The sequence below is a fragment of the Camelimonas abortus genome, from assembly GCF_042432745.1.
Taxonomy (GTDB): Bacteria; Pseudomonadota; Alphaproteobacteria; order Rhizobiales; family Beijerinckiaceae; genus Camelimonas; species Camelimonas abortus.
Genome location: NZ_JBHLWR010000006.1, coordinates 378,737 through 401,198 on the forward strand (window position 1 = coordinate 378,737; position 22,462 = coordinate 401,198).

A 22,462-nucleotide genomic window follows, 5' to 3' on the forward strand; every position below is an offset into this window, starting at 1 on the left:
GTCGCGAGCGTTCGCGAAGATGGAAGAATGCGTGCAACTGCGTTAGACGGGAGGGGCGTCGGCGCGGATGCAGCGGGTGGAAAGACGCAGGAGCACTATCTCATCGGAGATCTGGCCCGTGATTTCGGGGTGACCCTGCGGGCCCTGCGTTTCTATGAGGACAAGGGCCTCCTGCGCCCGGCGCGCCGCGGCGCCGTCCGGCTCTACAGCGAGCGGGACCGCCAGCGCCTCGTCATCATCCTGAAAGGCAAGCAGCTTGGCTTTACGCTCAGCGAAATCGCCGGGATGATCGCGCGCAACGAGAATGATCTCGCCGGCGCGAGCGAAGGGCTGACCCTGCGGCTCTCAGTGGAGCAGATCACCGAGCAGATCAATCACCTGCAGGCCCAGAAGCGCGACATCGAGGCGGCCATCGCCGAGCTTGAGGCCAGCCGCGCCCAGGCGCTGGCGCGGCGTCTGGGCTGAGCCTCGCAGGCGGACGGAGCCGGCTGGTCCGTTCCGTCCGCTCCCGGAAACCGCCCTTTTCCGGAGCCGTCATGCAGGCGGCCAGTCATCGCGAACATGAAGACAGGTCCGGCGGAGGCAAAACCGCCGGATTCTCCAGGTGCGCCGCGGGGGGCGGCGCTACGGCGCGCCGTTCACGCCAGTCCCGCCTGTACGGGCCTGTTTTTGTCGTGCTCTCCCGCAGGCGGCGTGCGCGCCAGCAACGGCCGGCGAACCGTTCCTGACGCCCGAATTATACCGAATTCGGCGCGCGAAATTCATGCGACCGAATGGCGCTGCCGGCGGGGGAATGCCCGGCCGCGCGCCGCTGCGCCGGGGCGCCGGGGCGCCGTCCGCGCCCGCCTTCCGGCCGTTCCCGCGCCTTATGCGACCAAAGTCGGGGGCGTGGCGCGGTCGCTGCTGGCTGGCAAAATTTTGCCATCAATAACAGTGTGTTATCGCAATTTCCGCGCCGCCCGGCGCGCCGGGCGGGCGGCCGGCGCCGGCGCGGCGGCCTTCAATGGCGCGGCGGATTGGTTTATATGTGAACTATTCCGGACGGGTTTCGCCGGGGACAGGCGCCCGCGCGGCCAGGCCCGCGGGGGCGGACGTCCTGGCGGCCGGTTCCCGGAGCGCCGCGGACCGGCGCGACGGCGCCCCGCCGCCGCAGGCCGCGCGCAGGCGCCGGTCCGGCGCCCGTCTTCTCCCGCAAGGTTCCGCGGGGGAGGCTGGAGACTGATCAGGCGACGCGTTCGCCGCCAGGAGATGCCCATGCCCACCTACAAGGCGCCCGTTGATGACGTCATGTTCCTGCTCAGGGACGTGCTTGAACTGGAGAAATACGCCGACCTGCCGGGGTTCGCCGACGCGAGCCCGGACATGGTGGAGGCGATCCTCCGCGAAGGCGCCCGGATCTGCGAGGAAGTCCTGCAGCCGCTCAACGCCAGCGGCGACCAGGAGGGCTGCCGCCGCCATGACGACGGCTCGGTGACCACGCCGAAAGGTTTCCGCGAGGCCTATGAGGCCTTCGCCGCCGGCGGCTGGATGGGGCTCGCCGCCAGCCCCGAATATGGCGGCCAGGGCCTGCCCTATACCGTCGCGGCGGCCATGAACGAGTTTTCCTCCGCCGCCAACATGGCCTTCTCCATGTATCCGGGCCTCACCATGGGCGCGGCGGCGGCGCTGTACGTGCACGGGTCGGAGGAGATCAGGCGCACCTATCTGCCCAACATGCTTTCGGGCAAATGGTCCGGCACCATGAACCTCACCGAGCCGCACTGCGGCACGGACCTCGGCCTGCTGAAGACGAAGGCGACGCGCAATCCGGACGGGACCTTCTCCGTCACCGGCTCCAAGATCTTCATCTCCGCCGGCGAGCACGACCTCACCGAGAACATCGTCCATCTGGTGCTGGCCCGCATCGAGGGCGCGCCGGCGGGCGTGAAGGGCATCTCGCTGTTCGTCGTGCCGAAGTTCCTGGTGAATGCGGACGGCTCTCTGGGGGGGCGCAACGCGGTGCGCTGCGGCTCCATCGAGCACAAGATGGGCATTCACGCCAACGCCACCTGCGTCATGAACTATGAGGGCGCCACGGGCTGGCTGGTGGGCGAGGAGAACCGCGGCCTCAACGCCATGTTCGTGATGATGAACGAGGCGCGACTGGGCGTGGCCATCCAGGGGCTGGCCCAGTCCGAGGTCGCCTACCAGAACGCCGCCGCCTACGCGAAGGAGCGCCTGCAGGGCCGCGCCCTCACCGGGCCGGCGGCGCCGGACAGGCCGGCCGATCCGATCATCGTCCATCCGGACGTGCGACGCACGCTGATGACCATCCGCGCCTTCAATGAGGGCGCCCGCGCCCTGATGCTGTGGACGGCGCTGAAGAGCGACATCGCCCACCGATCGCCGGACAGGGCGGCCGCCGAGGCGGCCGACGACGTGCTCGGCCTGATGACTCCCGTGCTCAAGGGCGTGTTCACCGATTGCGGCTTCGACAACACCGTGCGCGCCCAGCAGATGTTCGGCGGCCACGGCTACATCGTCGAGACCGGCGTGGAGCAGTTCGTGCGCGACGCGCGCATCGCCATGATCTATGAGGGCGCCAACGGCATCCAGGCGCTGGACCTGGTGGGCCGCAAGCTGGCGCGCAACGGCGGCCGCGCCGCCATGATCTTCTTCGGCGAGCTGCAGGGCTTCATCAGCGAAAACGCCGGCGACGAAAACCTCGCGCCCTTCCTCAAGGCGCTGGCAGAGTCCGCCGGCCACCTGCAGCAGGCCACCATGTGGCTGATGCAGAACGGCGCGAAGGATCCCGACAACGCCGGCGCCGCCAGCCATGACTACATGCACATGGCCGGCCTGGTGGCCATCGGCTACATGTGGGCGCGCATCCTCAGGGCCCTGTACGCGAAGAAGGCCGCCGGCGAGACCCTGTCGCCGGCGCTGGAGACCAAGTTCGCCCTGGCCGACTTCTACGCCCGGCGCATGCTCCCGGAAACCGGCGCGCAGCTCGCCCGCATCCGCTCCGGCGCCGCGACGGTGATGGCGCTGCCGGCCGGGGCGTTCTGATCTGGCGCATGCGGCGCCGCCCCGCCCGGGCGGCGCCGTTTTTTCACAGGCGGCGGCCCTGCGGCCGCCCGTCCGGCCGCGGCCGGCGGCAGGCGTCGCCGCGCCGCCCGCCCGGTTCCGACCTGGAGGCCCACGATGGCTGAAGCCTTTATCTACGACGCCGTCCGCACGCCGCGCGGTCGCGGCAAGAAGGACGGCACCCTGCACGAGTGCTCGACCCTCAAACTGGCGACCACGGTCCTGGAAGCCATTCGCGACCGCAACGGGCTGGACACCCGCCTGGTGGACGACGTCATTCTCGGCTGCGTCGATCCGGTGGGGGAGGCGGGCGGCGACATCGCCCGCGCCGCGGCGCTGGCCGCCGGCTATGGCCATCACGTGCCCGGCGTGCAGATCAACCGCTTCTGCGCCTCCGGTCTTGACGCGGTGAACTTCGCCGCCGCCCAGGTGATGAGCGGCCAGCATGACATGGCCATCGGCGGCGGCGTTGAGTCCATGAGCCGCGTCGGCATGGGCGCCGCCGGCGGCGCCTGGCCGATGGATCCGGCGGTGGCGGTGAAGGCCTACTTCATGCCCCAGGGCGTTTCGGCCGACCTCATCGCCACCAGATACGGCTTCAGCCGCGACGACGTGGACGCCTACGCCGTGGAGAGCCAGAGGCGCGCCGCCCGCGCGTGGGCGGAGGGGCGTTTCGCGAACTCGGTGACGCCGGTGCGCGACATCAACGGCGTCACCATTCTTGACCGCGACGAGCACATGCGTCCCAACGCCGACATGCAGGCGCTGGCGCAGCTGCAGCCCTCCTTCGCCCAGGTGGCGCAGATGGCCGGCTTCGACCAGGTGGCCATCCAGGCCTATCCGGAGGTGGAGCGGCTCAACCACGTGCATCACGCCGGCAATTCCTCCGGCATCGTCGACGGCGCCGCCGCGGTGCTGGTCGGCAGCCGCGCGGCGGGGGAGAAGGCGGGGCTGAAGCCGCGCGCCCGCATCCGCGCCTTCGCCAATATCGGCTCGGAGCCGGCGATCATGCTTACCGGGCCCATCGACGTCACCCGCAAGCTGCTGGCCCGCGCCGGCATGGGCATCCGCGACATCGACCTGTTCGAGCTCAACGAGGCCTTCGCCGCGGTGGTGCTGCGCTACATGCAGGCCTTCGACATCGACCCGGCGATCATGAATCCCAACGGCGGCGCCATCGCCATGGGCCATCCGCTCGGCGCCACCGGGGCGATGATCCTCGGCGCGGCGCTGGACGAGCTGGAGCGCACCGGCGGGCAGACCGCGCTGGTCACCCTGTGCGTCGGCGCCGGCATGGGCACGGCCACCATCATCGAGCGGGTCTGATCCGCGCCTCGCAGCCCCGCCGGCGCGGCGGGGCCCCGGAACACTCGCGTTCGCCGCCGGCGCAGGGCCCGCCGCCCCGGCCGGAACGCCACGACAGCGGGAGACAGCACATGAGTCTCGGCCAGTTTCGCATCGATGTGGACGCCGATGGCGTCGCCCTGGTGACCTGGGACCAGCCCGGCGCGCCGATGAACGTCATCAACCTGGCGATGATGGAGGAGTTCGGCCAGGTCATCGACCGCATCGCCTCGGACGCCGCCATCCGCGGCGCCGTGATCGCCTCAGGCAAGGACAGTTTCTCCGCCGGCGCCGATCTCAACATGCTGCAGGGCGCGCGGCAGGAGTACGCGCGGCTCGCCGCCAGCGACGGGGAGACGGCGGCGCGGGCGTTCTTCCAGGAAACCCGCCGCCTGTCGCAGCTGTACCGGCGGCTGGAGACCTGCGGCAAGCCGGTGGCGGCCGCCATCCGCGGCCTCGCCCTTGGCGGCGGCTTCGAGCTGGCGCTGGCCTGCCATTACCGGGTGATGGCCGACGACGCGGCGACGAAGGTGGGGCTGCCGGAAATCCAGGTGGGGCTCATCCCCGGCGGCGGCGGCGCCCAGCGCATCGCGCGCCTGCTGGCCACGCCGGACGCGCTGCAGTTCCTGTTCCGCGGCCAGCAGTTCGACGCCGCCCGGGCCCGCGGCATGGGCCTCGTCCATGAGGCGGCGGCGCCCGGCGAGGTCGTCAGCGCGGCGAAGGCGTGGATCCTCGGCGGCGGCAAAGGCGTGGCCCCCTGGGACGCGCCCGGCTTCCGGCCGCCCTCCGGCAAGGTGTTCTCGCCGCTGGGCATGCAGGTGTTTCCGGCCGCCAACGCCATCTACCGCAAGGAGACGTACGGCAACTACCCGGCGGCGCGGGCGATTCTCTCCTGCGTCTATGAAGGGCTGCAGCTGCCGTTCGATCTGGCGCTGCAGGTGGAGAGCCGTTACTTCGCCCATGTCCTGCGCACGCCGGAGGCGGCGGCGATGATCCGCTCGCTGTTCGTCTCCATGAACGAGCTGAACAAGGGCGCCCGCCGGCCTGCGGGCGCGCCGCAGACGCGGCTGCGCCGCGTCGGCGTCGTCGGCGCCGGCTTCATGGGCGCGGGCATCGCCCATGTGAGCGCCCGCGCGGGCCTTGAGGTGACGCTCGTCGACCGCGACCAGCAGACTGCGGAGCGCGGCAAGGCCCATGCGGAGAAGCTGGCCGCGGACGAGGTGCGCAAGGGGCGCGCCACGCCGGAGCAGCGCGACGCCCTGCTGGCGCGCATCGTCCCCACCTCTGATTACGGCGCGCTGAAAGGCTGCGACCTGGTGATCGAGGCGGTGTTCGAGGATCCGCAGGTGAAGGCGCAGGTCATCGCCAGCGTGGAGGCGGCCGTCGGCGGGGACGCGGTTCTCGCCTCCAACACCTCGACCCTGCCCATCACCGGCCTCGCGAAGCATGCGTCGCGGCCGGAGAACTTCATCGGCGTCCACTTCTTCTCCCCGGTGGAGAAGATGCTGCTGGTGGAGCTGATCGTCGGCAGGCAGACCGGCGAGCGGGCCCTTGCCGTGGCCATGGATTACGTGCGGCTGATCCGCAAGACGCCGGTGGTGGTCAATGACGCCCGCGGCTTCTTCGCCAACCGCTGCGTCGGCGCCTATGTCCAGGAGGGCCACCTGATGCTGCTGGAGGGCGTGCCGCCGGCGATGATCGAGAACGTCGGCCGCATGGCCGGCATGCCGGTGGGGCCGCTGGCGCTGAACGACGAGGTCGCCATCGATCTCGCCCTGCGCATCGCCCGCGCCACGAAGGCGGAGGAGGGGCCGCAGGCGGTGGACCCGGACCAGTACGCCCTGCTGGAGGCCATGGTGGAGGGCGAGGGCCGTCTCGGCCGCAAGAACGGCAAGGGGTTCTATGACTATTCCGGAGATGGCGGCAAGCGCCTGTGGCCCGGGCTGGCGAAGTTCCAGAAAACCAGGCTCGATCCCGATACGCTGGACGTGACCGAGCTGAAGCAGCGCTTCCTCGTCGCCCAGGCGCTGGAGGCGGCGCGCAGCCTTGAGCAGGGCATCGTCACCGATCCGCGCGAGGCGGACGTGGGCTCCATCATCGGCTTCGGCTTCGCTCCGTTCACCGGCGGCGTGCTCAGCTACATCGACGGCATGGGCGCGGCGAATTTCGTGGCCCTGTGCCGGAAACTGGAGGCGAAATACGGGCCGCGCTTCGCCCCGAACGGCCAGCTGCTCGACATGGCCCGGACCGGCGGCTCCTATTACCCGAAGCCGGCCGCGGCGGCGGCCGCCTGAGCGGCCCCCCGGCGCGGGAGCGGCGCGCGGCCGGAATGGCCGTCTCCCCCGGGGCGGCGTTTCCCCGGGGCCGGCGGGGCGGCCTCCTGACAGGCCGGCGAAAAGGTCTTGCGGCGCAATCGGACGGGCCGCGTCGCCATGCCGGCGCCGCGGACCGTCTCCTGTTCCGCGCGCGGCCGCGCCGCGGCGGCCGTCAGGCGTCGTCGTCCAGGCTCGCGCGCTGCAGCGTCTCGGTGGCGGCCAGCCGCGCCCGCCACTGGGTGAGCAGGGCGCGCAACGCCGCCGGTTTCAGCGGCTTGTGCAGCACGTGGGCGTTTTTCTCCTGGGCGGCGGCGCGCACTTCCGGCGAGCGGTCGGCGGTGAGCAGCAGGGCGTAGACCTCCGGTCCCAGCCGCCAGCGCAGGCGGGTGATCGCCTCCAGCCCGTCGCTCTCGTCGAGATGGTAGTCGGCGATGATGACGTCCGGGGTGAAGCGGCGCGCGCCGAGGGCGCGGTTGGCCTCCTCGAGGCTGCGGCCGGTGACCACGTCGCAGCCCCAGCCTTCCAGCAGCATCTGCATGCCGTCCAGAATCGCCGGCTCATTGTCGATGGCCAGCACCCGCAGGCCGGTGAGCGGCGTGCTCGCCGCCGGGGCGACGCGGCTTTCGGCCTGGGGCAGCGGCTCGCGGATCGCCACGGTGACGGCGAACACCGAGCCGCGGCCCGGCTTCGAGCTGAGCGACACCTTGTGGTTGAGCACATGGGCGATGCGCTCGACGATGGAGAGGCCAAGGCCAAGGCCGCGCGCCTCGCGCATGCCCTGGTCGAGCCGCTGGAACTCGCGGAAAATCAGCCGCTGCTTGGATTCGGGGATGCCGAGACCGGTGTCCGCCACCTCGATGCGCAGCCGGTCGCCGCGGCGCCGGCAGCCCACCAGCACCTTGCCGGAGGGCGTGTACTTGATGGCGTTGGAGATGAGGTTCTGCAGCAGCCGCCGCAGCAGCCGCCGGTCCGAGCGCACGTGCAGCGAGCAGGGCAGCACCCTCAGCTTCAGCCCCTTCTGGGTGGCCATGGGCGCGAATTCGCGCTGCAGCTGCTCCAGCAGCGGCCCGATGGGGAAAATGGTGAACTCGGCCCGCATCTGCCCGGCGTCGAGGCGCGAGATGTCGAGCAGGGCGGTGAGGATCTCCTCCACCGCGTCGAGGGAGCTGACGATGCTTTCGATGGTCTGGCGGTCTTCGTCCGCCGGCTTCATGCGCTCGGTGAGGGCGGCGGCGTACAGGCGGGCGGCGTTGAGCGGCTGCAGGATGTCGTGGCTGGCGGCGGCGAGGAAGCGGGTCTTGGACTGGTTGGCCTCCTCGGCCTCGGCCTTGGCGCGGGTGAGGGCCTCGTTGAGGCGCATCAGCTCCTGGGTGCGCTCCTCCACGCGTTTTTCCAGGGTTGCGTAGGCGGCCTCCAGCGCCTCCTCCGCCTCCACCTCCCGGGTCACCTCGGTGTAGGTGATGACGTAGCCGCCGCCGGGCAGCTTGTTGGAGCGGATCTCGATGACGCTTTTGCCCGGGTAGAGCTTCACCCGCTGCGGCGGGCCGTCGCTGAGCAGGCTGGCGAGGCGCTCGGCCACCAGGTCGTCGACATTGCCGGGGCCATAGGCGCCGCGGCGGGCGTTGAAGGTGACCACGGCGTCGAGGCCCACGCCGACGCGCACCAGGTCCGGCGGCAGGTCGTAGAGGTCCACGAAGGCCTTGTTCCAGGCCAGGATGCGCATCTCCCGGTCCAGGATGGTGATGCCCTGCTGCGCGTGGTCGAGCGCGTTCTGCAGGACGTCGCGATTGTACTGGATGGCGGCGGAGGCGTCGTCCAGCAGTTCCATGGCGTCGCGTGAGGACAGCTTCTCCCGGCTGTTGAGCAGCGACAGCATCAGCCGCGACGAGGCGGCGCCCATCACTGACGACAGCAGGTGTTCGGCGAAACGGATGGTCTGGATGTCGGCGGGGGCCGGGCCGCAGGCGGGCGCGCTGCGGGTGGCGCTGAAACTGTCGAAGGCGGCGCGCGCGCGCTCTTCGCCCAGATAGCGCGCCACCGCCCGGTACAGGTCGTCGAACGAGGCGATGCCGCGCATCGGCACCGGGCTCTGGCTCATGCCGGGCTCCGGCGCGAGGAAGGCGTGGGCCTGAAGCCGCTCGATGGCGCTGGCGGGACGGAGAAGCGAAAACAGCACATAGCAGACAATGTTGAGGCCGAGGCTCCACAGGACCCCCGGCGTGATGTCTCCGGGCGCGGCGCCGGTGAGCAGCGCCGGATTGATGACGTGCGCCCCGAAGGGGCCGGTCAGGAAGGGCTCGCGCAGGCTGGCCGGATCGGCGATGGCCGGCAGCAGCAGCATCCACGCCCAGGCCAGCCAGCCGGCGGCGAGGCCTGCGGCCGCGCCCAGCGCCGTGCCGCGCCGCCACGCCATGCCGCCGAAAAAAGCCGGCGCGATCTGCGCGATGGCCGCGAACGACAGCAGCCCCGTGGACACCAGCGCCGCCTCGCCGGCATGGGCGTTATAAAGGTAGGCCAGCGCCATCGCCAGCATGATCGAGCAGCGGCGGATGCCCAGCACCACCGGCGCCATGTCCGTGCGGATGCGGTAGCCGCGCGCCGCCCGCGCCGAGCGCCAGCGCAGCACCAGCGGCATCACCAGGTCGTTGGAGATCATGATGGCCAGCGCCACCGAGTCGACGATGATCATCGCCGTCGCCGCCGACAGCCCGCCGACGAAGGCCACCAGCGCCATCCAGCCGGCGCCGTGCTGCAGCGGCAGCTGCAGCAGCATCATGTCCCGGTCGGTGTCCGGCGGCAGCGTGGCGAGCCCGGCCAGCGCCACCGGAATGACGAACAGGTTGATGAGCGCCAGATAGCCGCTGAACATCCACGCCATGCGGGGCGCGTCGTCCCGGCGGCGGTTCTCGACCACGATCATGTGGAACTGGCGCGGCAGCAGAAGCGCCGCGCAGGCCGAGAGCAGCGCCAGCGCCCCCAGCGTGGTCGGGCCGGACGTGCGCGCGAAGAAATCCTGCCCACCGTCGCCGGCGCGCCCGACGATGTCGGCCATGCCGCCGAAAATGCCGTAAACGATGAACGCGCCCACGGCGAGAAAGGCGGCCAGCTTCACCACCGACTCCACGGCGATGGCCGCCACCAGCCCCTCCTGGTGCTCGGTGGCGTCCACCTTGCGGGCGCCAAAGGCGATGGCGAACAGCGCCAGCACCGCGGCGGTGATGGCGCTGGTCCACGGCGTCCAGGCGCCGTCGCCCTGGCCGGCGGCGTGCAGGAACACGGTCAGCGACGCCGACACCGCCTTCAGCTGCAGCGCCATGTAGGGCGCGACGCCGGTGATGGCGATCAGCGCCACGATCACCGCCACTTTCTGGCTCTTGCCGTAGCGGGCGGCGACGAAGTCGGCGACGGAGGTGAGGTTCTGCGCCCGCGCCAGGGCGATGATCCGCATCACCAGCGGCGCGCCGAAGATCAGCGCCAGCGCCGGGCCCACATAGATCATGAGGAAGTCGAGCCCGGAGCGGGCGGCGTAGCCCACCGAGCCGTAAAACGTCCACGAGCTGCAGTAGACCGCCACCGTCAGCGGATAGACCAGCAGCCGGGCGCGGCCGTCCAGCCAGTTGCGCCGGCGCCGGCCGAACGTCCATGCGACGCCGAACAGGAACGTGAGATAAAGCAGAGCGGTCGCAACGACCATCCAGCTGTCAGGCATGGAGCGTCCGTTCTCCGGCGTCGCCGCCCCCCGCGCGGCCGGGCGGAGCATACGACAGCCCGCGCCCCGCCGCCATGGCCGCGGCGCGCCGCCCGGGCGGAACGGCTCCCGGATTTTTCATGTTCCGTCGACCGCGTTCATGGTTGTGTATGCCACGGACGCCGGTTTCGGGCTAAGCATGACGCGTGATGCGCGGCGCGCCCCGACCGTTCCGGTTACCCGCCGCGCCGGCGTTTCCCTGCAACGACCGAGGAGCATCGCATGCTGACTGAGTTCAAGAAGTTCGCCATGCGCGGCAATGTCGTCGATCTCGCCATCGGCGTGATCATCGGCGCCGCTTTCGGCAATATCGTCAATTCGCTGGTGGCGGACGTGTTCATGCCGGTGATCGGCTGGATCACCGGCGGCCTCGATTTCTCCAACTATTTCATCCCGCTGGGCAAGGACGTCACCGCGCTGTCCTATGAGGAAGCCAGGAAGCAGGGCGCCGTCATCGGCTATGGCCGCTTCATCACCCTTGCGGTGAATTTCCTCATCGTCGCCTGGGTGCTGTTCCTGTTCGTGCGCCTCATCAACCGCCTGCGCGCCAGGGAGGAGGAAAAGGCCGAGACGCCGGCGGACGTGCAGCTGCTCACCGAGATCCGCGACCTGCTCAGGCAGCAGAAGGGCGCCTGAGCGCTCCCCGCCCGCCATTCCGCCCGCAGCAGGCGGCCTTCCGGCGCCGCGCCCCCGGCGCCGGGCCCGGGCGTCGTCGCGGACGGGAGGGCGGCGCGCCTTTACCTCTCGGGCGCAAATGTGGCGTCGCGCCCCGCCGCCGCGGGCGGGAGGCGGCCGGCGCGGCGGCCATGGCTCTGGGCGCGCTGGTGAATTTCGCCGCGTTCACCATGTTCTCGCCTTTGGTCGCCTGAACGGAAATTGCCCGCCGCCTTGCGAATTTGCGCCGAAAATTCCGGATGAGATGCAACCAATCGTCAGGGGCGACGTTCCCCTACGGTAATGATGGCGCTCACCGGAGGTTTCGCCATGAGAGTGCACGCACTGCTGGGAGCTTTCGCCGGCATCGCCCTGTTCGCCACCGGCGCGGCGGCCCTGCCGGGCGCGACCACGCCCGGCGCGGCTGGCGCCAGGAGCCTGGCGCAGCAGCATGACCTGCTCACCGAAGTCGCGCAGGGCTGCGGTCCTGGCGGCTACCGCACGCGAGGCGGACGCTGCGTCTATCACCGGCCGCCGCCGCCGCGTTACCGGCACGGCCACTATCACCGCCACCGCTGGGGTCCGCCGCCGCGCCACTGCGTGGTGCGTCACACCCCGCACGGACCGCGGCGCGTCTGCCGCTGAGCCCTCCGCACGCTCCTGGCCGGCTCATCCCGGCCGGCGCGAGGGAAAGGCGTCAGGGAAATTTCTTAACCCGGGGACGCTTTTGTTCGTCCCCCCAATCTGGAGCGCGGCGCGGCGGATCGGCCGGCCGGCGCAGGAGAGAATGCCAATGACGGAAGTTCACGTGAGGCGCGCGCCGCGCGGCGCGCTCGGTCTGGGAGTCGCCGCCCTGTTCGCCGGCGCGCTGTTTGCGGGCGGCGCGGCCGCCGCGCCGGCGGCCGGCGCTCTCGGCGCCGGGGTCGGCCATGGCGATCCGGCCATTTCGCTCACGGCCGGCGGCTGCGGCGCCGGCTGGGTGCGCGGCCCGGGCGGCCGCTGCGTGCGCGCCGCGCACCGCTATGCGCCGCCGCCGCACGTGCGCCGCGCGCCGCCGCCGCCGCCGCGCTGCCATGTGAAGAGCACGCCGCGCGGTCCCGTGCGGGTCTGCCGCTGAGGCGGACAGGGCTCCGCCGGCCGGCGGAGCCCGCCCCGCCAGGGCCTTGCGGGGGCGCGCCGCGCATGCGGCCCGCGCCATGCCCGAACCTCTGTGCAAGAACTGTCCTGCGGCCGCCTGCAGCGGCCGTTTTTTTGTGGGCGCAGTCCGCGTCAGCGCTGTGCGGGGCCGGACTCGCAGGCCGTGCTCCACGGCTTGTTGACCGGCGTCAGGCGGCCGCACTTGTCGCAGGCCGTGAGGGCAAGGGCGAGGGCGAGCGCCGCGCCGCCGCGCAGCAGCGCCCGGGCGAGGCGGGCGCGGGCGCGCCCGGGAGCGGAGACGGCGGAGCGCGGCGTGCGGGTGGGCGGGGTCATCATGTCAGTCTGCCTGTCAGGAAGGTTGCGCCGCCGGCGGACCGGCGGCAGGTCTGGCGATGGCGGCGCGCGGGGCCCCGTGCGCCAGCCGCCGGGCCGCGCGGCGACGCCGGCGCGGATCATGGCGCGGGCGCCGGCCCGGCGTTGCGCGGCGGCGGCAGGGCGAGGGTGTCGGCCACGCTGGCGCCCAGAACCTGGAGCTGGTCGCCGAGCCCTTCGCGGGTGCGCGGATCGACGATGGCGATCGGGGCCGAGACGGCGATGCTGGCCGCCGAGCCCACGGTGGAGGCCGCCCCCACCGCCATGCGGCCGATGCGGTCGCCCAGACCCGCGCCGGAGTCGGAGAGGGTCTGGCCGGCCACCAGACGCTGGCCGATCAGCTGCACCACCTGCGACTGGGTGTACTTGCCGTGGTTGAAGGCGTCCGTGCCCTTCAGCCTGGTCAGGTCGACCACGGTGATGTCCTCGCGCGCCAGCAGCGAGCGGTAAGGCTCGGTGTCGGGATCGATCGCGCCGAGGCGCGAGCCGCCCCACACCCGCTGCGACATGGCCAGCGCCTCGTCGTCCTGCGAGGTGAAGATGACGAACGGCGGCCGCTTCTGCCCGATGGCGGCGATCTGGCGGCGGAACACGTCGAAGCCGACGTCCGGCGCGGCCAGCATCACGCTGTTGATCTTGGGCGCCACGCGGCCGGTGCGGATCGCCATCTGCCGCAGCGCCTCCAGCGTCACCCAGTTGCCCATGGAGTGGGCCAGAATCGAGATCTCCTGGACATTGGGATCGCGGTTGAGCGCCAGCAGCAGCCCCTCCAGCGCGTCGCGGGAGATGGTGCCGCTCTCATAGTCATAGCCATAAGCCAGCAGCCGCCCGCGCGACGGCCAGGTGAACAGCACCGGCATCACCGGCGCGCCTGAATCGTGGATGATCTGGGCGAAACGGTACACCGCCTCCTCAAAGGTGGTGTTGTAGCCGTGCACGAACACCATCACCCGCCGCTCGCCCATGCGCCGCATGCGCTGGTTGAACACCGCCAGCGCCTGTTTCTGGTCCAGCACGTCGGCGCTGATGGTGACGAAATCCGTGGCCGGGTTGGCCGGCAGCTGCTTCGGCCACTGCACCTCGCCGATCTTGCGCGCGGAGTCCGGCGGGATCGACACGGTGATGTCCGCGAAGCTGATCTGCCGGCCGCGTTCGCCGGTGAAGATCTGCCCGGGCAGCGCGCCCTGCGGATTGCGGGTGGTGGCCACCAGCATGCTGACCCGGGCGGCGCCGGGCGCGGCGACGTCTCCCGCCGGGAAGAGCAGGTTCTTGGGGCGGCCCGCGCACGCCGCCGTCATGGCGGCGATGAGCACGGACATCAGGACCATGACAATGGAACGGCGCATGCGTCGGTCTGGCTCCCGGGGCGTGGCGGGCGCAACGCTCTCCGGGCCTCCCGCCGTCGCCTTGCGGGGCCGGCCGGTCCGGCGCCGCCGGCGGATCGGGAACGTTGCATGATGCGTGACAGTGGTCGCCGCGAACATTAGCGCGCCGTTCCAGCCTGCGCCAGCGACGGGATGCGGCCGCGCCCGCTGTTCACGCCGCTGTTTTTCACGCCGCCCGCCGTCATGCGGCGGAGCGCGGCGCGGGCGCAGGCCGCGCCCCCAGCACGACGGCGCAGGCCCCCACCACCAGCGCCAGGCCCGTCCAGTCGGCCGGGGAGGGGATCTCTCCCAGCAGCAGCATGGCCCCCACCACGCCCACGCCGGGCGTCATCAGCGTGCCGATGGCCGCCACCGAGGCCGGCGAGCGCGTCAGCACGCCGAACCAGATCCAGGTGCCCAGCGCCTGGGCGGCGACGATGTTGTAGGCGAGACCCCAGAAACCGGGGGTGAAGCCGCGCCACGCCGGCGCGGGACCCTCAAACGCCAGCATGCCCGCCGTCAGCAGCAGCGCGGCGTAGCCCATCTGCCAGGTGGCGAAGGCGAGCGGCGGCGATTCCACCGGAAATCGCTTCATGAACACCGCGCCGCAGGCCCAGCAGATGGCCGAGGCCAGCGCCAGGGCGACGCCGGCGGAGAAGCCGCCCTGGGCCAGCGACGGCCAGGCCAGCGCCGCAAGGCCGCACACGCCGAGCGCCAGCCCCAGCGCCCGCCGCCCGTCCAGCCGCTCGCCGAGGACGACCACCGCCAGCGCCGTGGCCCACACCGGCATGGAGAAGGCGATGATTGCGGTGCGGCCGGTGGCCATCACCATCTGCGCATAGGCGTTGAGAATGTTGACCATGGCCATGCCGACCACAGCCGGAACGAAGGCGCGCCACTGCTGGCGCAGCGGCAGGCGCAGGCTGTCGCCGCGCCGCCACGCCATCAGCGCCATCACCGCCGTCGCGCCGGAAAGGCTGAGCGCGCGCGTGGTCCATGGCCCGTATTCGACGATCGCCAGCTTCACGATGGGCCAGTTGAAGCCCCAGATCAGGCCGAGCAGGGTGACGAGAAACAGGTTGGCGCGGGTGGAGTAAGCCTGCATTGCTCGTGCCTGTCTCCCGGCGGCCGCGCCCCGCCCTGCGGCGGCGCCTGGCGGCTGCCCCCTCCCGGTTGCGCCACTGGATGGAACGCGGTTCGCGCAGCGGCGGCGCGCGCCGCCCGGCTTGCGCCCGCGCCTTGCCGGTCGCCGGCGTTTGCGACCGGATGAGCTTGTGCAACGGCGCGGCTGTTATCACAAATGCGCTGGCGGCGGGGCGCCCCCGCGGCGGAATGCGCGGCGCGCATGGCTCGGCGGGGTCCCGCGTCGCGGCCGCCGACGCCGCCGGACGTCGGCGGCGTGACCGCGCGCCCTTGCCTGGGGTGGAATTTCGTAGAACCCTGAACGGCGACGTGCCCCGCCACAGACAAGAACCCGGGGCGGAGCTGGAGGAAACGTCCATGGCCGTCCGTTACTACGACTGGATCGCGCATCACGCGACGCGCACGCCTGACCGTCTCGCCGTGGTGAATCTGGCGACCGGGTGCGAGACCTCCTACGCGCAGTTCGACGGGCGCATCGGCCGCCTCGCCGCCGCGCTGCGCCGCCGCTTCGGCGTCGGCGCCGGCGACCGCGTGGCGGTGCTGGCGCTGAACACGACCGAAACGCTGGAGGTGCAGTTCGCCTGCGGCCGGCTGGGCGCCATTTTCGTGCCGCTCAACGTCCGCCTCACCGCGCCGGAGCTGAACTATATCGTCGGCGACTGCGCTCCGCGCGTCATGGTGTTCGACTCCAGCCTGGAGCCGCTGGCCCGTGAGGTGGTCGCAGCCTGCGGCGTTCCGGCGGCGCTGCTGTTGGGCCCGGACGGCGGCTTCGAGGCCGCCCTCGCCGCCGAAGCGCCGCTGCCGCGCACGGAATGGGCCGTGGTCACCCACGACGACGTCTCCACCATCATGTACACCTCCGGCACCACCGGGCGGCCGAAGGGGGCGATGATCACCCACGGCATGACCTTCTATAACTGCGTCAACCTGGGAGCGGTGGCGCGGGTGGACGCCACCTCCGTGCAGCTGGTGACGCTGCCGCTGTTCCACACCGGGGGCCTCAACTGTTACGTCAATCCGGTGCTGCACGCCGGCGGGCGGGTGCTGCTCATGCGCAGTTTCGATCCCGGCGAGGCGCTGCGGCTGGTTCACGAGCGGGCCTGGGGGCTCAACCTGCTGTTCGGCGTGCCCTCCATCTACCAGTTCATGTGCCAGCATCCCGATTTTGAGCGCGCCGACCTTTCGGGCCTGCGCATCTGCGGCGTCGGCGGCGCGCCCATGCCGGTGCCGCTGCTGAAGATCTGGGAGGAGCGGGGCGTGGCCCTGCAGCAGGGCTACGGCATGACCGAAACCAGCCCCTCCGTGCTCGCCCTGGACCAGGAGGACGCCGCCCGCAAGGCGGGCTCGGCCGGCAAGCCGGTGCTGCACACCGAGGTGCGGGTGGTGCGCGAGGACGGCGTGGACGCCGCCCCGGGCGAGATCGGCGAGCTGTGGGTGCGCGGGCCCAACGTCACCCCCGGCTACTGGAACCGGCCTGACGCCAACGAGAGCTCGTTCACCGACGGCTGGCTGCACACCGGCGACGCCGTGCGCGTTGACGGGGAGGGCTATTACTACATCGTCGACCGCTGGAAGGACATGTACATCTCCGGCGGCGAAAACGTATACCCGGCGGAGGTGGAGGACGTGCTCTACCAGCTGCCGCAGGTGGCGGAGGCGGCGGTGATCGGCGTGCCCGACGGGCGCTGGGGCGAGACCGGCCTCGCCGTCGTGGTGGTGAAGCCCGGCATGGAGCTCACCGCGGAACAGGTGCACGGGCACTGCCGCGGCCGGCTGGCGCGCTTCAAGTGCCCGCGCGACGTCGTGTTCGTGGAGGCGCTGCCGCGCAACGCCACCGGCAAGGTGCACAAGCCCACCCTGCGCGGGCAGTTCGTGAAGGAGACCGGCGCGTGAGGGCCGCGGGCGGCGGTCGCGGCGCGGCGCCGGCGACAGTACGGGGCGTAACAGGAGTGACCGACATTTTCGAGGAGATGCGGGCCGGCATGGCCCGCGCTTTCGCCCGCTTCGAGCGCCTGTCGCTGGAGCGTGACCACGCGGGGCTGAAGCGCGCCGCGGTGGCGCTGGCGGTGGTGGAGCACCCCGAACAGCGCGGCGAGCTGGCCTTCGTGCTCACCAGACGGGCCCGGGGCCTGCGCTCGCACGGCGGCCAGTGGGCCCTGCCGGGCGGGCGCTGCGACCCTGGCGAGACGGTGACCCAGACGGCGCTGCGCGAGCTGCGGGAGGAAATTGGCCTGGCGCTGGATGAAAGCGCCGTGCTCGGCGTGCTCGACGACTATCCGACCCGCTCCGGCTATCTGATGACGCCGGTGGTGACCTGGGCGGGCGATCCGGGCGCCGTCGTCCCCAATCCGGCGGAGGTGGCCTCGGTGCACTTCATTCCGCTCGCCCATGTGACGCGCCATGACGTGGTGAGCTTCGTCGACATCCCGGAGAGCCCGCGCAAGGTCATCCGCCTGCGCCTCGGCGAAAGCCACATCCATGCGCCGACCGCGGCGGTGATCTACCAGTTTCGCGAGGCGCTCGCCGGCCGCGTCACCCGCGTGCATGAGCTGGAGCAGCCGGTGTTCGCGTGGAAATAGGCCACGCATGTCGCGCCGCCCGCGCCGGCGGCCGGGCGCGCAGGGGAGGGAAACGTCCAGATGAGCAGCCTGCCAGTCATCCGGCCGGAAGAAGCCGGGTTTTCCGCGGAGCGCCTTGCGCGCATCGGCGCCGTGTTCCGCGAGCACGTGGAGCGCCGCCGCCTCGCCGGCGCGGTGTTCCTGCTGTCGCGCTACGGCAAGATCGCCCATCTTGAGGCGGTGGGCGCGCGCGATCCGGTCTCCGGCGACCCCATGCGCGCGGACGCCGTGTTCCGCTGCTACTCCATGACCAAGCCGGTGGTGTCGGTGATGGCGATGATGCTGGCCGAGCGCGGCCAGCTGCTGCTCACCGATCCGGTGTCGAAATACATTCCCGCCTACGCCGGGGTGAAGGTGGGCGTCGTGCGCGACGGCCGCATGCAGCTGGAGGAGCCGCGCCGGGAGATCACCGTGCACGACCTGCTGCGCCATACTTCCGGCCTCAGCTATGAATTCCTCGCCGCGCCGGAGCTGCAGAAGCTCTACATGGACGCGAAGATCTTCCGCCGCAACTGGACCAGCATGGAGCACGCCGAGGCGCTGGCGAAGCTGCCGCTGAACAGCCACCCCGGCGAGCAGTGGGATTACGGCCGCTCCACCGACGTGCTCGGGGCCATCGTCGAGGTCATCACCGGCCAGAGCCTCGGCGAGGCGCTGCAGGACAACATTTTCGGCCCGCTGGGCATGACTGACACCGGCTTTTGCGTCCGCCCCGAGGCGCTTGACCGGCTGGCCGAGCCGCTGCCCGTGCATCCGCTCACCGGCGCGCCGGTGAAGCTGCTGGACGTGACGAAACCCTATCCGTTCGAGTCCGGCGGCGGCGGCCTTGTCTCCACCGCCATGGACTACGCCCGCTTCATCCAGATGCTGCAGAACGGCGGCGCGCTGGGCCCGGCGCGGCTGCTCAGCCGCAAGACGGTGGCGTTCATGACCGCCGATCACCTGCCGCCGGGCGCGCGCGTCGGCTCCGACCTGCTGCCGCCCGGTCACGGCTTCGGCCTCGGCTTTGCGGTGCGCGCCGCTCCGGGCCTCTCGCCCACGCCAGGCTCCGTGGGCCAGTATTTCTGGAGCGGCATCGCCGGCACCACCTTCTGGGTCGATCCGCAGGAGGAGTTTTTCGCCCTGCTGATGATCCAGGTTCCGCCGGAGCTGCGCGAGGAATACCGGCTGCTGTTCCGCAATCTCGCCTATGCGGCCTTCGCCGACTGAGCCGCCCGTCCGCGCCTTGCGCCCGGGCGCGGCCCTCCGGCCACGTGCAGACACGGGCCGTATGGAATAATAACGGGGGCGCGCGGCGGTCTTCCGGTCCGCGGCGCGCCTCCGCCAGGGCCGTGCGGCCTGTCCTGACTGTCGCGGGCGTCACGCCCGGCGCCCGCTCGCCGAGCCGGCGCGAAACTGAACGGAGCCGGCATGAGCGCTGTCTGGCCTGAACTCGTCGCCATGGCCAAGATCGTCTGGATCGATCTGGTGCTGTCCGGCGACAACGCGGTGGTGATCGCCCTGGCCTGCCGCGGCCTTCCTGAAAAGCAGCGCAGGTGGGGCGTCATTCTCGGCGCGGCGGCGGCCATCATGCTGCGCGTGCTCTTCGCCCTGCTCATCATCCAGCTGCTGCAGACGCCCTTCCTGAAGATCATCGGCGCGCTGCTGCTGGTGCGAATCGCCGTGGGCCTCGCCAGGGGGCAGGACGGGGAGGAGCACGCCCACATCCGTGAATCCGGCAGGCTGTGGGGCGCGGTGTGGACCATTGTGGTGGCCGACGCGGTGATGAGCCTCGACAATGTGATCGCCATCGCCGCGGTCGCCCAGGATCACGTCGGCATGCTGGCGTTCGGCCTTGCGCTGTCGATCCCGCTGATCATCTTCGGCGCCAACATGCTGGTGCGGCTGCTGGACCGCCTGCCAGTGCTGGTGTGGGTGGGCGCGGCGCTGCTGGGCTGGGTGGCCGGCGGCATGGTCGTCACCGATCCGTGGACCGGCCGCCATCTTGGCGCGGAGACCGCCGCGGCGTGGAAGATTCCCGCCGAAGTCGCCGGCGTCGTCGTGGTGCTGGCCCTCGGCTGGCTGGCGCGCGAGCGCCAGCGCCGCCGCCGGGCGAAGCGCGCCGAAGCCGAGGCCGGGGGCGGCATCTGATCCGCGCCGGCGCGGCTTGCGCCGGGCGCCGTTCAGGCGTGATCGCGGAAGCGCGCCAGAATGCGCTCCTGCAGCAGGTCGCGCACCTCGCGATAGGCCTGCAGCACCTGTTCGCGCGAGCCCTGGGCGGCGGTGGCGTCGGGGGTGGGCCAGTACTCCACCTCCACGGCGTTGGTGCGCGTCAGCTCCAGCGCCGCGTGGTGGGCCTCCGGCGACAGGGTGATGATGAGGTCAAAGTTCAGCCCCTCATATTCCTCCAGCTCGGCGAGGGTGCGGGGGCGGTGGCGGCTGGCGTCCACGCCCAGCTCGTCCAGAACGGCGATGGCGAAGGGGTCGGGATCTTTCTTGCGCACGCCGGCCGACTGCACGTAGAGGCTGCGGCCGAAGTAGTGGCGGGCCAGCGCCTCGGCCATGGGCGAGCGCACCGAATTGAAGGCGCAGAGAAACAGCGTGGCCTGCACGCGGCTCGCCGGTTTCCTGCCGGCGGCGTCCGGCGGGTTCGCCGCCGGCGCCATGACTGGAGGCGCCGCGACCAAGCTCAACCCTTCCAGTGCAGCGCGAAGATCAGCGTGAACAGGCGCCGGGCCGTGTCGAAATCCACGGTCAGCTTGCCGGCCAGCCGCTCCTGCAACAGGCCGGCGGCCTCGTCGTGCAGGCCGCGCCGGCCCATGTCGATGGCCTCGATCTGCTGCGGCGAGGCGCTGCGCACCGCTTCGAAATAGCTGTTGCAGACCAGCTCGTAGTCGCGGATCACCCGGCGGAACGGCGTCAGCGACAGGTAATGCGCGGCCACCACCTCGCCGGGCCCCGGCTGGTCCTCCGGCGCCTGGCGCACGACGAGCGCGAGGCGCTTCTCCACCATGGCCAGCTCCAGCGCATACGGCCCGAGATCCTGGCCGTTCACCTGGAAGCTGTTGCGCTCGAGAATGTCCCAGATGGCGGCGTGGCGCTCGTGCTCCTGCTCTGGCGAGCCATGGCCGATGGAGTTCGGGTCCAGCGTCACCGCGCGCAGGCGGTCCCGCTGGCTCCTGTCGCCCTGCTGGCTGGGCTTCGCCGGCGCCTCATCGTTCATCGCGCGTCGCCGCCTTCCCCCGTCGGTGTGGCTCCGGCCCCATCGCCAGCCCATCGCCCGTTCCATGGCGCCGCGGCGCTTCGCCCGGGAGCCATCGCACGCCATGGTACGGGTTCGTCCGCGAACGGCAAGCGCCGTTCGTGGACGGTCCGCCCGCAGGACGCGCCGCCAGGGGCGTCCGTCACAGGTTCATGCGGATGGCCACCGAGCGGGCGTGGGCCTCCAGCCCCTCGGAGCGGGCGAGGGCGACGGCCGCCGGGCCCAGCGCCCGCAGCGCGTCAGTGGAGCAGCTGAGGATCGAGGTGCGCTTCATGAAGTCCAGCACGCCGAGGCCGGAGGAGAAGCGGGCCGAGCGCGCCGTCGGCAGCACGTGATTGGGGCCGCCCACATAGTCGCCCACCGCCTCCGGGGTATGGGCGCCGAGGAAGATGGCGCCGGCGTTGCGCACCTGCGCCGCCAGCTCCGCCGCGCTGGCGGTCTCGATCTCCAGGTGTTCGGGCGCGATGGCGTTGGCCAGCTCCGCCGCCTGCGCGAGGTCCGGCACGAGGATGACGGCGCCGTTGTCGCGCCAGCTGGCGCGGGCGATGTCGGCGCGCGGCAGCGTCTTCAGCTGGCCGGCCACCGCAGCCTCCACCGCGTCGGCGAGGGCGGGGCTGTCGGTGATCAGGATGCACTGGGCGGCGGCGTCGTGCTCCGCCTGGGCCAGCAGGTCGGCGGCGATCCACGCCGGATTGGCGTGCCCGTCGGCGATCACCAGAACCTCGGAGGGACCGGCGATCATGTCGATGCCCACCGTGCCGAACACCCGGCGCTTGGCCGCCGCCACCCAGGCGTTGCCGGGGCCGACGATCTTGTATACCGGCCGGATGGTGGCGGTGCCGTAGGCGAGGGCCCCGATGGCCTGGGCGCCGCCGATGCGGTAAATTTCATGCACGCCGGCAAGATCCGCCGCCGCCAGCACCAGCGGGTTGACGGCGCCGTCCGGCGTGGGCGCGGCCATGACGATGCGCGGCACGCCGGCGACACGCGCGGGGGCGGCGTTCATCAGCACCGAGGAGGGATAGCTGGCGGTGCCGCCGGGCACATAGAGGCCCACGGCGTCGATGGGGGTCCAGCGCCAGCCCATGGTGACGCCGGCGGCGTCGGTGAAGGTTTCGTCCTGCGGCTTCTGGCGGGCGTGATAGGCCTGGATGCGCTTCCAGGCGAGGGCGAGCGCCTCCAGCTCCTCCGGCCGGCAGGCGGCCTTCGCCGCCTCGATCTCCTCGCGGCTCACGCGCATGCGCCCGCCGGAGACGTCCACGCGGTCGAAGCGGGCGGTCAGCTCGGCCACCGCCGCGTCGCCGCGCGCGGCCACGTCCGCCAGGATGTCGCGCACCGCCTCGTCCACGTCGACGGAGACCTCGCGCTTTTGCGCCAGCAGGCGGACGAAGGCGTCCCGGAAACCGGGGTCGCGGGCGTCCAGCCGGAAGGCGGGGCGGTCGGCGTTGCCTGCAGCCATG

18 protein-coding genes are annotated in these 22,462 nt (G+C 71.6%); 11 read left to right on the top strand and 7 right to left on the bottom strand.

Annotated elements, in window-relative coordinates; translation table 11 throughout:
* Positions 1-27: 27 nt before the first annotated feature.
* The 4 genes from ACFFJB_RS04100 to ACFFJB_RS04115 all read left to right on the top strand — a co-directional run bounded on the left by ACFFJB_RS04100 (position 28) and on the right by ACFFJB_RS04115 (position 6,704).
* Positions 28-465: a MerR family transcriptional regulator gene (locus ACFFJB_RS04100; RefSeq protein ID WP_376829728.1), complete on the top strand. Its 438-nt coding sequence runs from the start codon at positions 28-30 to the stop codon at positions 463-465.
* A gap of 789 nt (positions 466-1,254) precedes the next feature.
* Positions 1,255-3,048, top strand: a complete 1,794-nt coding sequence (locus tag ACFFJB_RS04105) for an acyl-CoA dehydrogenase C-terminal domain-containing protein (protein ID WP_376829730.1) — start codon at positions 1,255-1,257, stop codon at positions 3,046-3,048.
* A 135-nt stretch (positions 3,049-3,183) separates the two neighbouring features.
* Complete coding sequence (locus ACFFJB_RS04110) at positions 3,184-4,392, top strand: acetyl-CoA C-acetyltransferase (protein ID WP_376829732.1); 1,209 nt, start codon at positions 3,184-3,186, stop codon at positions 4,390-4,392.
* Between the two features lie 110 nt (positions 4,393-4,502).
* Positions 4,503-6,704 carry a 3-hydroxyacyl-CoA dehydrogenase NAD-binding domain-containing protein gene (locus ACFFJB_RS04115; protein ID WP_376829734.1) on the top strand — a complete coding sequence of 734 codons (2,202 nt, stop codon included), beginning with the start codon at positions 4,503-4,505 and terminating at the stop codon, positions 6,702-6,704.
* 193 nt (positions 6,705-6,897) lie between these two features.
* Here ACFFJB_RS04115 and ACFFJB_RS04120 read toward each other — a convergent pair whose 3' ends face one another.
* Positions 6,898-10,434 carry a PAS domain-containing hybrid sensor histidine kinase/response regulator gene (locus ACFFJB_RS04120; protein WP_376829736.1) on the bottom strand — a complete coding sequence of 1,179 codons (3,537 nt, stop codon included), beginning with the start codon at positions 10,432-10,434 and terminating at the stop codon, positions 6,898-6,900.
* Positions 10,435-10,695: 261 nt separating this feature from the next.
* On the opposite strand from ACFFJB_RS04120, the gene mscL reads away from it, so the two are divergent.
* From mscL to ACFFJB_RS04135, 3 genes are all read left to right on the top strand, one after another.
* Positions 10,696-11,109 (top strand): large conductance mechanosensitive channel protein MscL, encoded by a 414-nt coding sequence (gene mscL / locus ACFFJB_RS04125; protein WP_376829738.1) that lies wholly within the window; start codon positions 10,696-10,698, stop codon positions 11,107-11,109.
* Positions 11,110-11,457: 348 nt separating this feature from the next.
* Positions 11,458-11,772 (top strand): GCG_CRPN prefix-to-repeats domain-containing protein, encoded by a 315-nt coding sequence (locus tag ACFFJB_RS04130; RefSeq protein WP_376829739.1) that lies wholly within the window; start codon positions 11,458-11,460, stop codon positions 11,770-11,772.
* A gap of 148 nt (positions 11,773-11,920) precedes the next feature.
* Entirely contained in the window at positions 11,921-12,244 is a 324-nt protein-coding gene (locus ACFFJB_RS04135; protein WP_376829741.1) for a hypothetical protein, read from the top strand.
* Between the two features lie 152 nt (positions 12,245-12,396).
* Here the strand turns inward: ACFFJB_RS04135 and ACFFJB_RS04140 are convergent, their stop codons facing one another.
* The 3 genes from ACFFJB_RS04140 to ACFFJB_RS04150 all read right to left on the bottom strand — a co-directional run bounded on the left by ACFFJB_RS04140 (position 12,397) and on the right by ACFFJB_RS04150 (position 15,105).
* On the bottom strand, positions 12,397-12,600 hold the full coding sequence (locus ACFFJB_RS04140) for a hypothetical protein (RefSeq protein ID WP_376829743.1): 204 nt from the start codon (positions 12,598-12,600) through the stop codon (positions 12,397-12,399).
* A gap of 116 nt (positions 12,601-12,716) precedes the next feature.
* The gene (locus ACFFJB_RS04145; RefSeq protein ID WP_376829745.1) at positions 12,717-13,982 is read right to left on the bottom strand and encodes an alpha/beta hydrolase; all 1,266 of its coding nucleotides are present in this window, start codon (positions 13,980-13,982) and stop codon (positions 12,717-12,719) included.
* Positions 13,983-14,202: 220 nt separating this feature from the next.
* Positions 14,203-15,105, bottom strand: a complete 903-nt coding sequence (locus ACFFJB_RS04150; protein WP_376829747.1) for a DMT family transporter — start codon at positions 15,103-15,105, stop codon at positions 14,203-14,205.
* Positions 15,106-15,500: 395 nt separating this feature from the next.
* Here ACFFJB_RS04150 and ACFFJB_RS04155 point away from each other — a divergent pair, with 395 nt between their 5' ends.
* From ACFFJB_RS04155 to ACFFJB_RS04170, 4 genes are all read left to right on the top strand, one after another.
* Entirely contained in the window at positions 15,501-17,036 is a 1,536-nt protein-coding gene (locus ACFFJB_RS04155) for an acyl-CoA synthetase (RefSeq protein ID WP_376829749.1), read from the top strand.
* Between the two features lie 77 nt (positions 17,037-17,113).
* Positions 17,114-17,722, top strand: coding sequence for an NUDIX hydrolase (locus ACFFJB_RS04160; protein WP_376832530.1), 609 nt, complete (start codon positions 17,114-17,116; stop codon positions 17,720-17,722).
* A 60-nt stretch (positions 17,723-17,782) separates the two neighbouring features.
* The gene (locus ACFFJB_RS04165) at positions 17,783-18,970 is read left to right on the top strand and encodes a serine hydrolase domain-containing protein (RefSeq protein WP_376829751.1); all 1,188 of its coding nucleotides are present in this window, start codon (positions 17,783-17,785) and stop codon (positions 18,968-18,970) included.
* Between the two features lie 201 nt (positions 18,971-19,171).
* Complete coding sequence (locus ACFFJB_RS04170) at positions 19,172-19,891, top strand: TerC family protein (protein ID WP_376829753.1); 720 nt, start codon at positions 19,172-19,174, stop codon at positions 19,889-19,891.
* 32 nt (positions 19,892-19,923) lie between these two features.
* On the opposite strand, the gene ACFFJB_RS04175 is transcribed toward ACFFJB_RS04170, so the two are convergent.
* From ACFFJB_RS04175 to hisD, 3 genes are all read right to left on the bottom strand, one after another.
* Positions 19,924-20,406 (bottom strand): arsenate reductase ArsC, encoded by a 483-nt coding sequence (locus tag ACFFJB_RS04175; RefSeq protein ID WP_376832532.1) that lies wholly within the window; start codon positions 20,404-20,406, stop codon positions 19,924-19,926.
* Between the two features lie 23 nt (positions 20,407-20,429).
* The gene (locus ACFFJB_RS04180; protein WP_376829755.1) at positions 20,430-20,963 is read right to left on the bottom strand and encodes a UPF0262 family protein; all 534 of its coding nucleotides are present in this window, start codon (positions 20,961-20,963) and stop codon (positions 20,430-20,432) included.
* A gap of 181 nt (positions 20,964-21,144) precedes the next feature.
* Entirely contained in the window at positions 21,145-22,461 is a 1,317-nt protein-coding gene (hisD, locus tag ACFFJB_RS04185) for a histidinol dehydrogenase (RefSeq protein ID WP_376829757.1), read from the bottom strand.
* Position 22,462 lies beyond the last annotated feature (1 nt).

Coding starts and splice junctions, on each gene's coding strand:
- ACFFJB_RS04100 (WP_376829728.1), top strand. CDS start 28: ATGCGTGCAACTGCGTTAGACGGGAGGGGCGTCGGCGCGGATGCAGCG.
- ACFFJB_RS04145 (WP_376829745.1), bottom strand. CDS start 13,982: ATGCGCCGTTCCATTGTCATGGTCCTGATGTCCGTGCTCATCGCCGCC.
- ACFFJB_RS04155 (WP_376829749.1), top strand. CDS start 15,501: ATGGCCGTCCGTTACTACGACTGGATCGCGCATCACGCGACGCGCACG.
- ACFFJB_RS04140 (WP_376829743.1), bottom strand. CDS start 12,600: ATGATGACCCCGCCCACCCGCACGCCGCGCTCCGCCGTCTCCGCTCCC.
- ACFFJB_RS04150 (WP_376829747.1), bottom strand. CDS start 15,105: ATGCAGGCTTACTCCACCCGCGCCAACCTGTTTCTCGTCACCCTGCTC.
- ACFFJB_RS04105 (WP_376829730.1), top strand. CDS start 1,255: ATGCCCACCTACAAGGCGCCCGTTGATGACGTCATGTTCCTGCTCAGG.
- ACFFJB_RS04170 (WP_376829753.1), top strand. CDS start 19,172: ATGAGCGCTGTCTGGCCTGAACTCGTCGCCATGGCCAAGATCGTCTGG.
- mscL (WP_376829738.1), top strand. CDS start 10,696: ATGCTGACTGAGTTCAAGAAGTTCGCCATGCGCGGCAATGTCGTCGAT.
- ACFFJB_RS04120 (WP_376829736.1), bottom strand. CDS start 10,434: ATGCCTGACAGCTGGATGGTCGTTGCGACCGCTCTGCTTTATCTCACG.
- hisD (WP_376829757.1), bottom strand. CDS start 22,461: ATGGCTGCAGGCAACGCCGACCGCCCCGCCTTCCGGCTGGACGCCCGC.
- ACFFJB_RS04160 (WP_376832530.1), top strand. CDS start 17,114: ATGCGGGCCGGCATGGCCCGCGCTTTCGCCCGCTTCGAGCGCCTGTCG.
- ACFFJB_RS04180 (WP_376829755.1), bottom strand. CDS start 20,963: ATGAACGATGAGGCGCCGGCGAAGCCCAGCCAGCAGGGCGACAGGAGC.
- ACFFJB_RS04110 (WP_376829732.1), top strand. CDS start 3,184: ATGGCTGAAGCCTTTATCTACGACGCCGTCCGCACGCCGCGCGGTCGC.
- ACFFJB_RS04135 (WP_376829741.1), top strand. CDS start 11,921: ATGACGGAAGTTCACGTGAGGCGCGCGCCGCGCGGCGCGCTCGGTCTG.
- ACFFJB_RS04165 (WP_376829751.1), top strand. CDS start 17,783: ATGAGCAGCCTGCCAGTCATCCGGCCGGAAGAAGCCGGGTTTTCCGCG.
- ACFFJB_RS04175 (WP_376832532.1), bottom strand. CDS start 20,406: ATGGCGCCGGCGGCGAACCCGCCGGACGCCGCCGGCAGGAAACCGGCG.
- ACFFJB_RS04130 (WP_376829739.1), top strand. CDS start 11,458: ATGAGAGTGCACGCACTGCTGGGAGCTTTCGCCGGCATCGCCCTGTTC.
- ACFFJB_RS04115 (WP_376829734.1), top strand. CDS start 4,503: ATGAGTCTCGGCCAGTTTCGCATCGATGTGGACGCCGATGGCGTCGCC.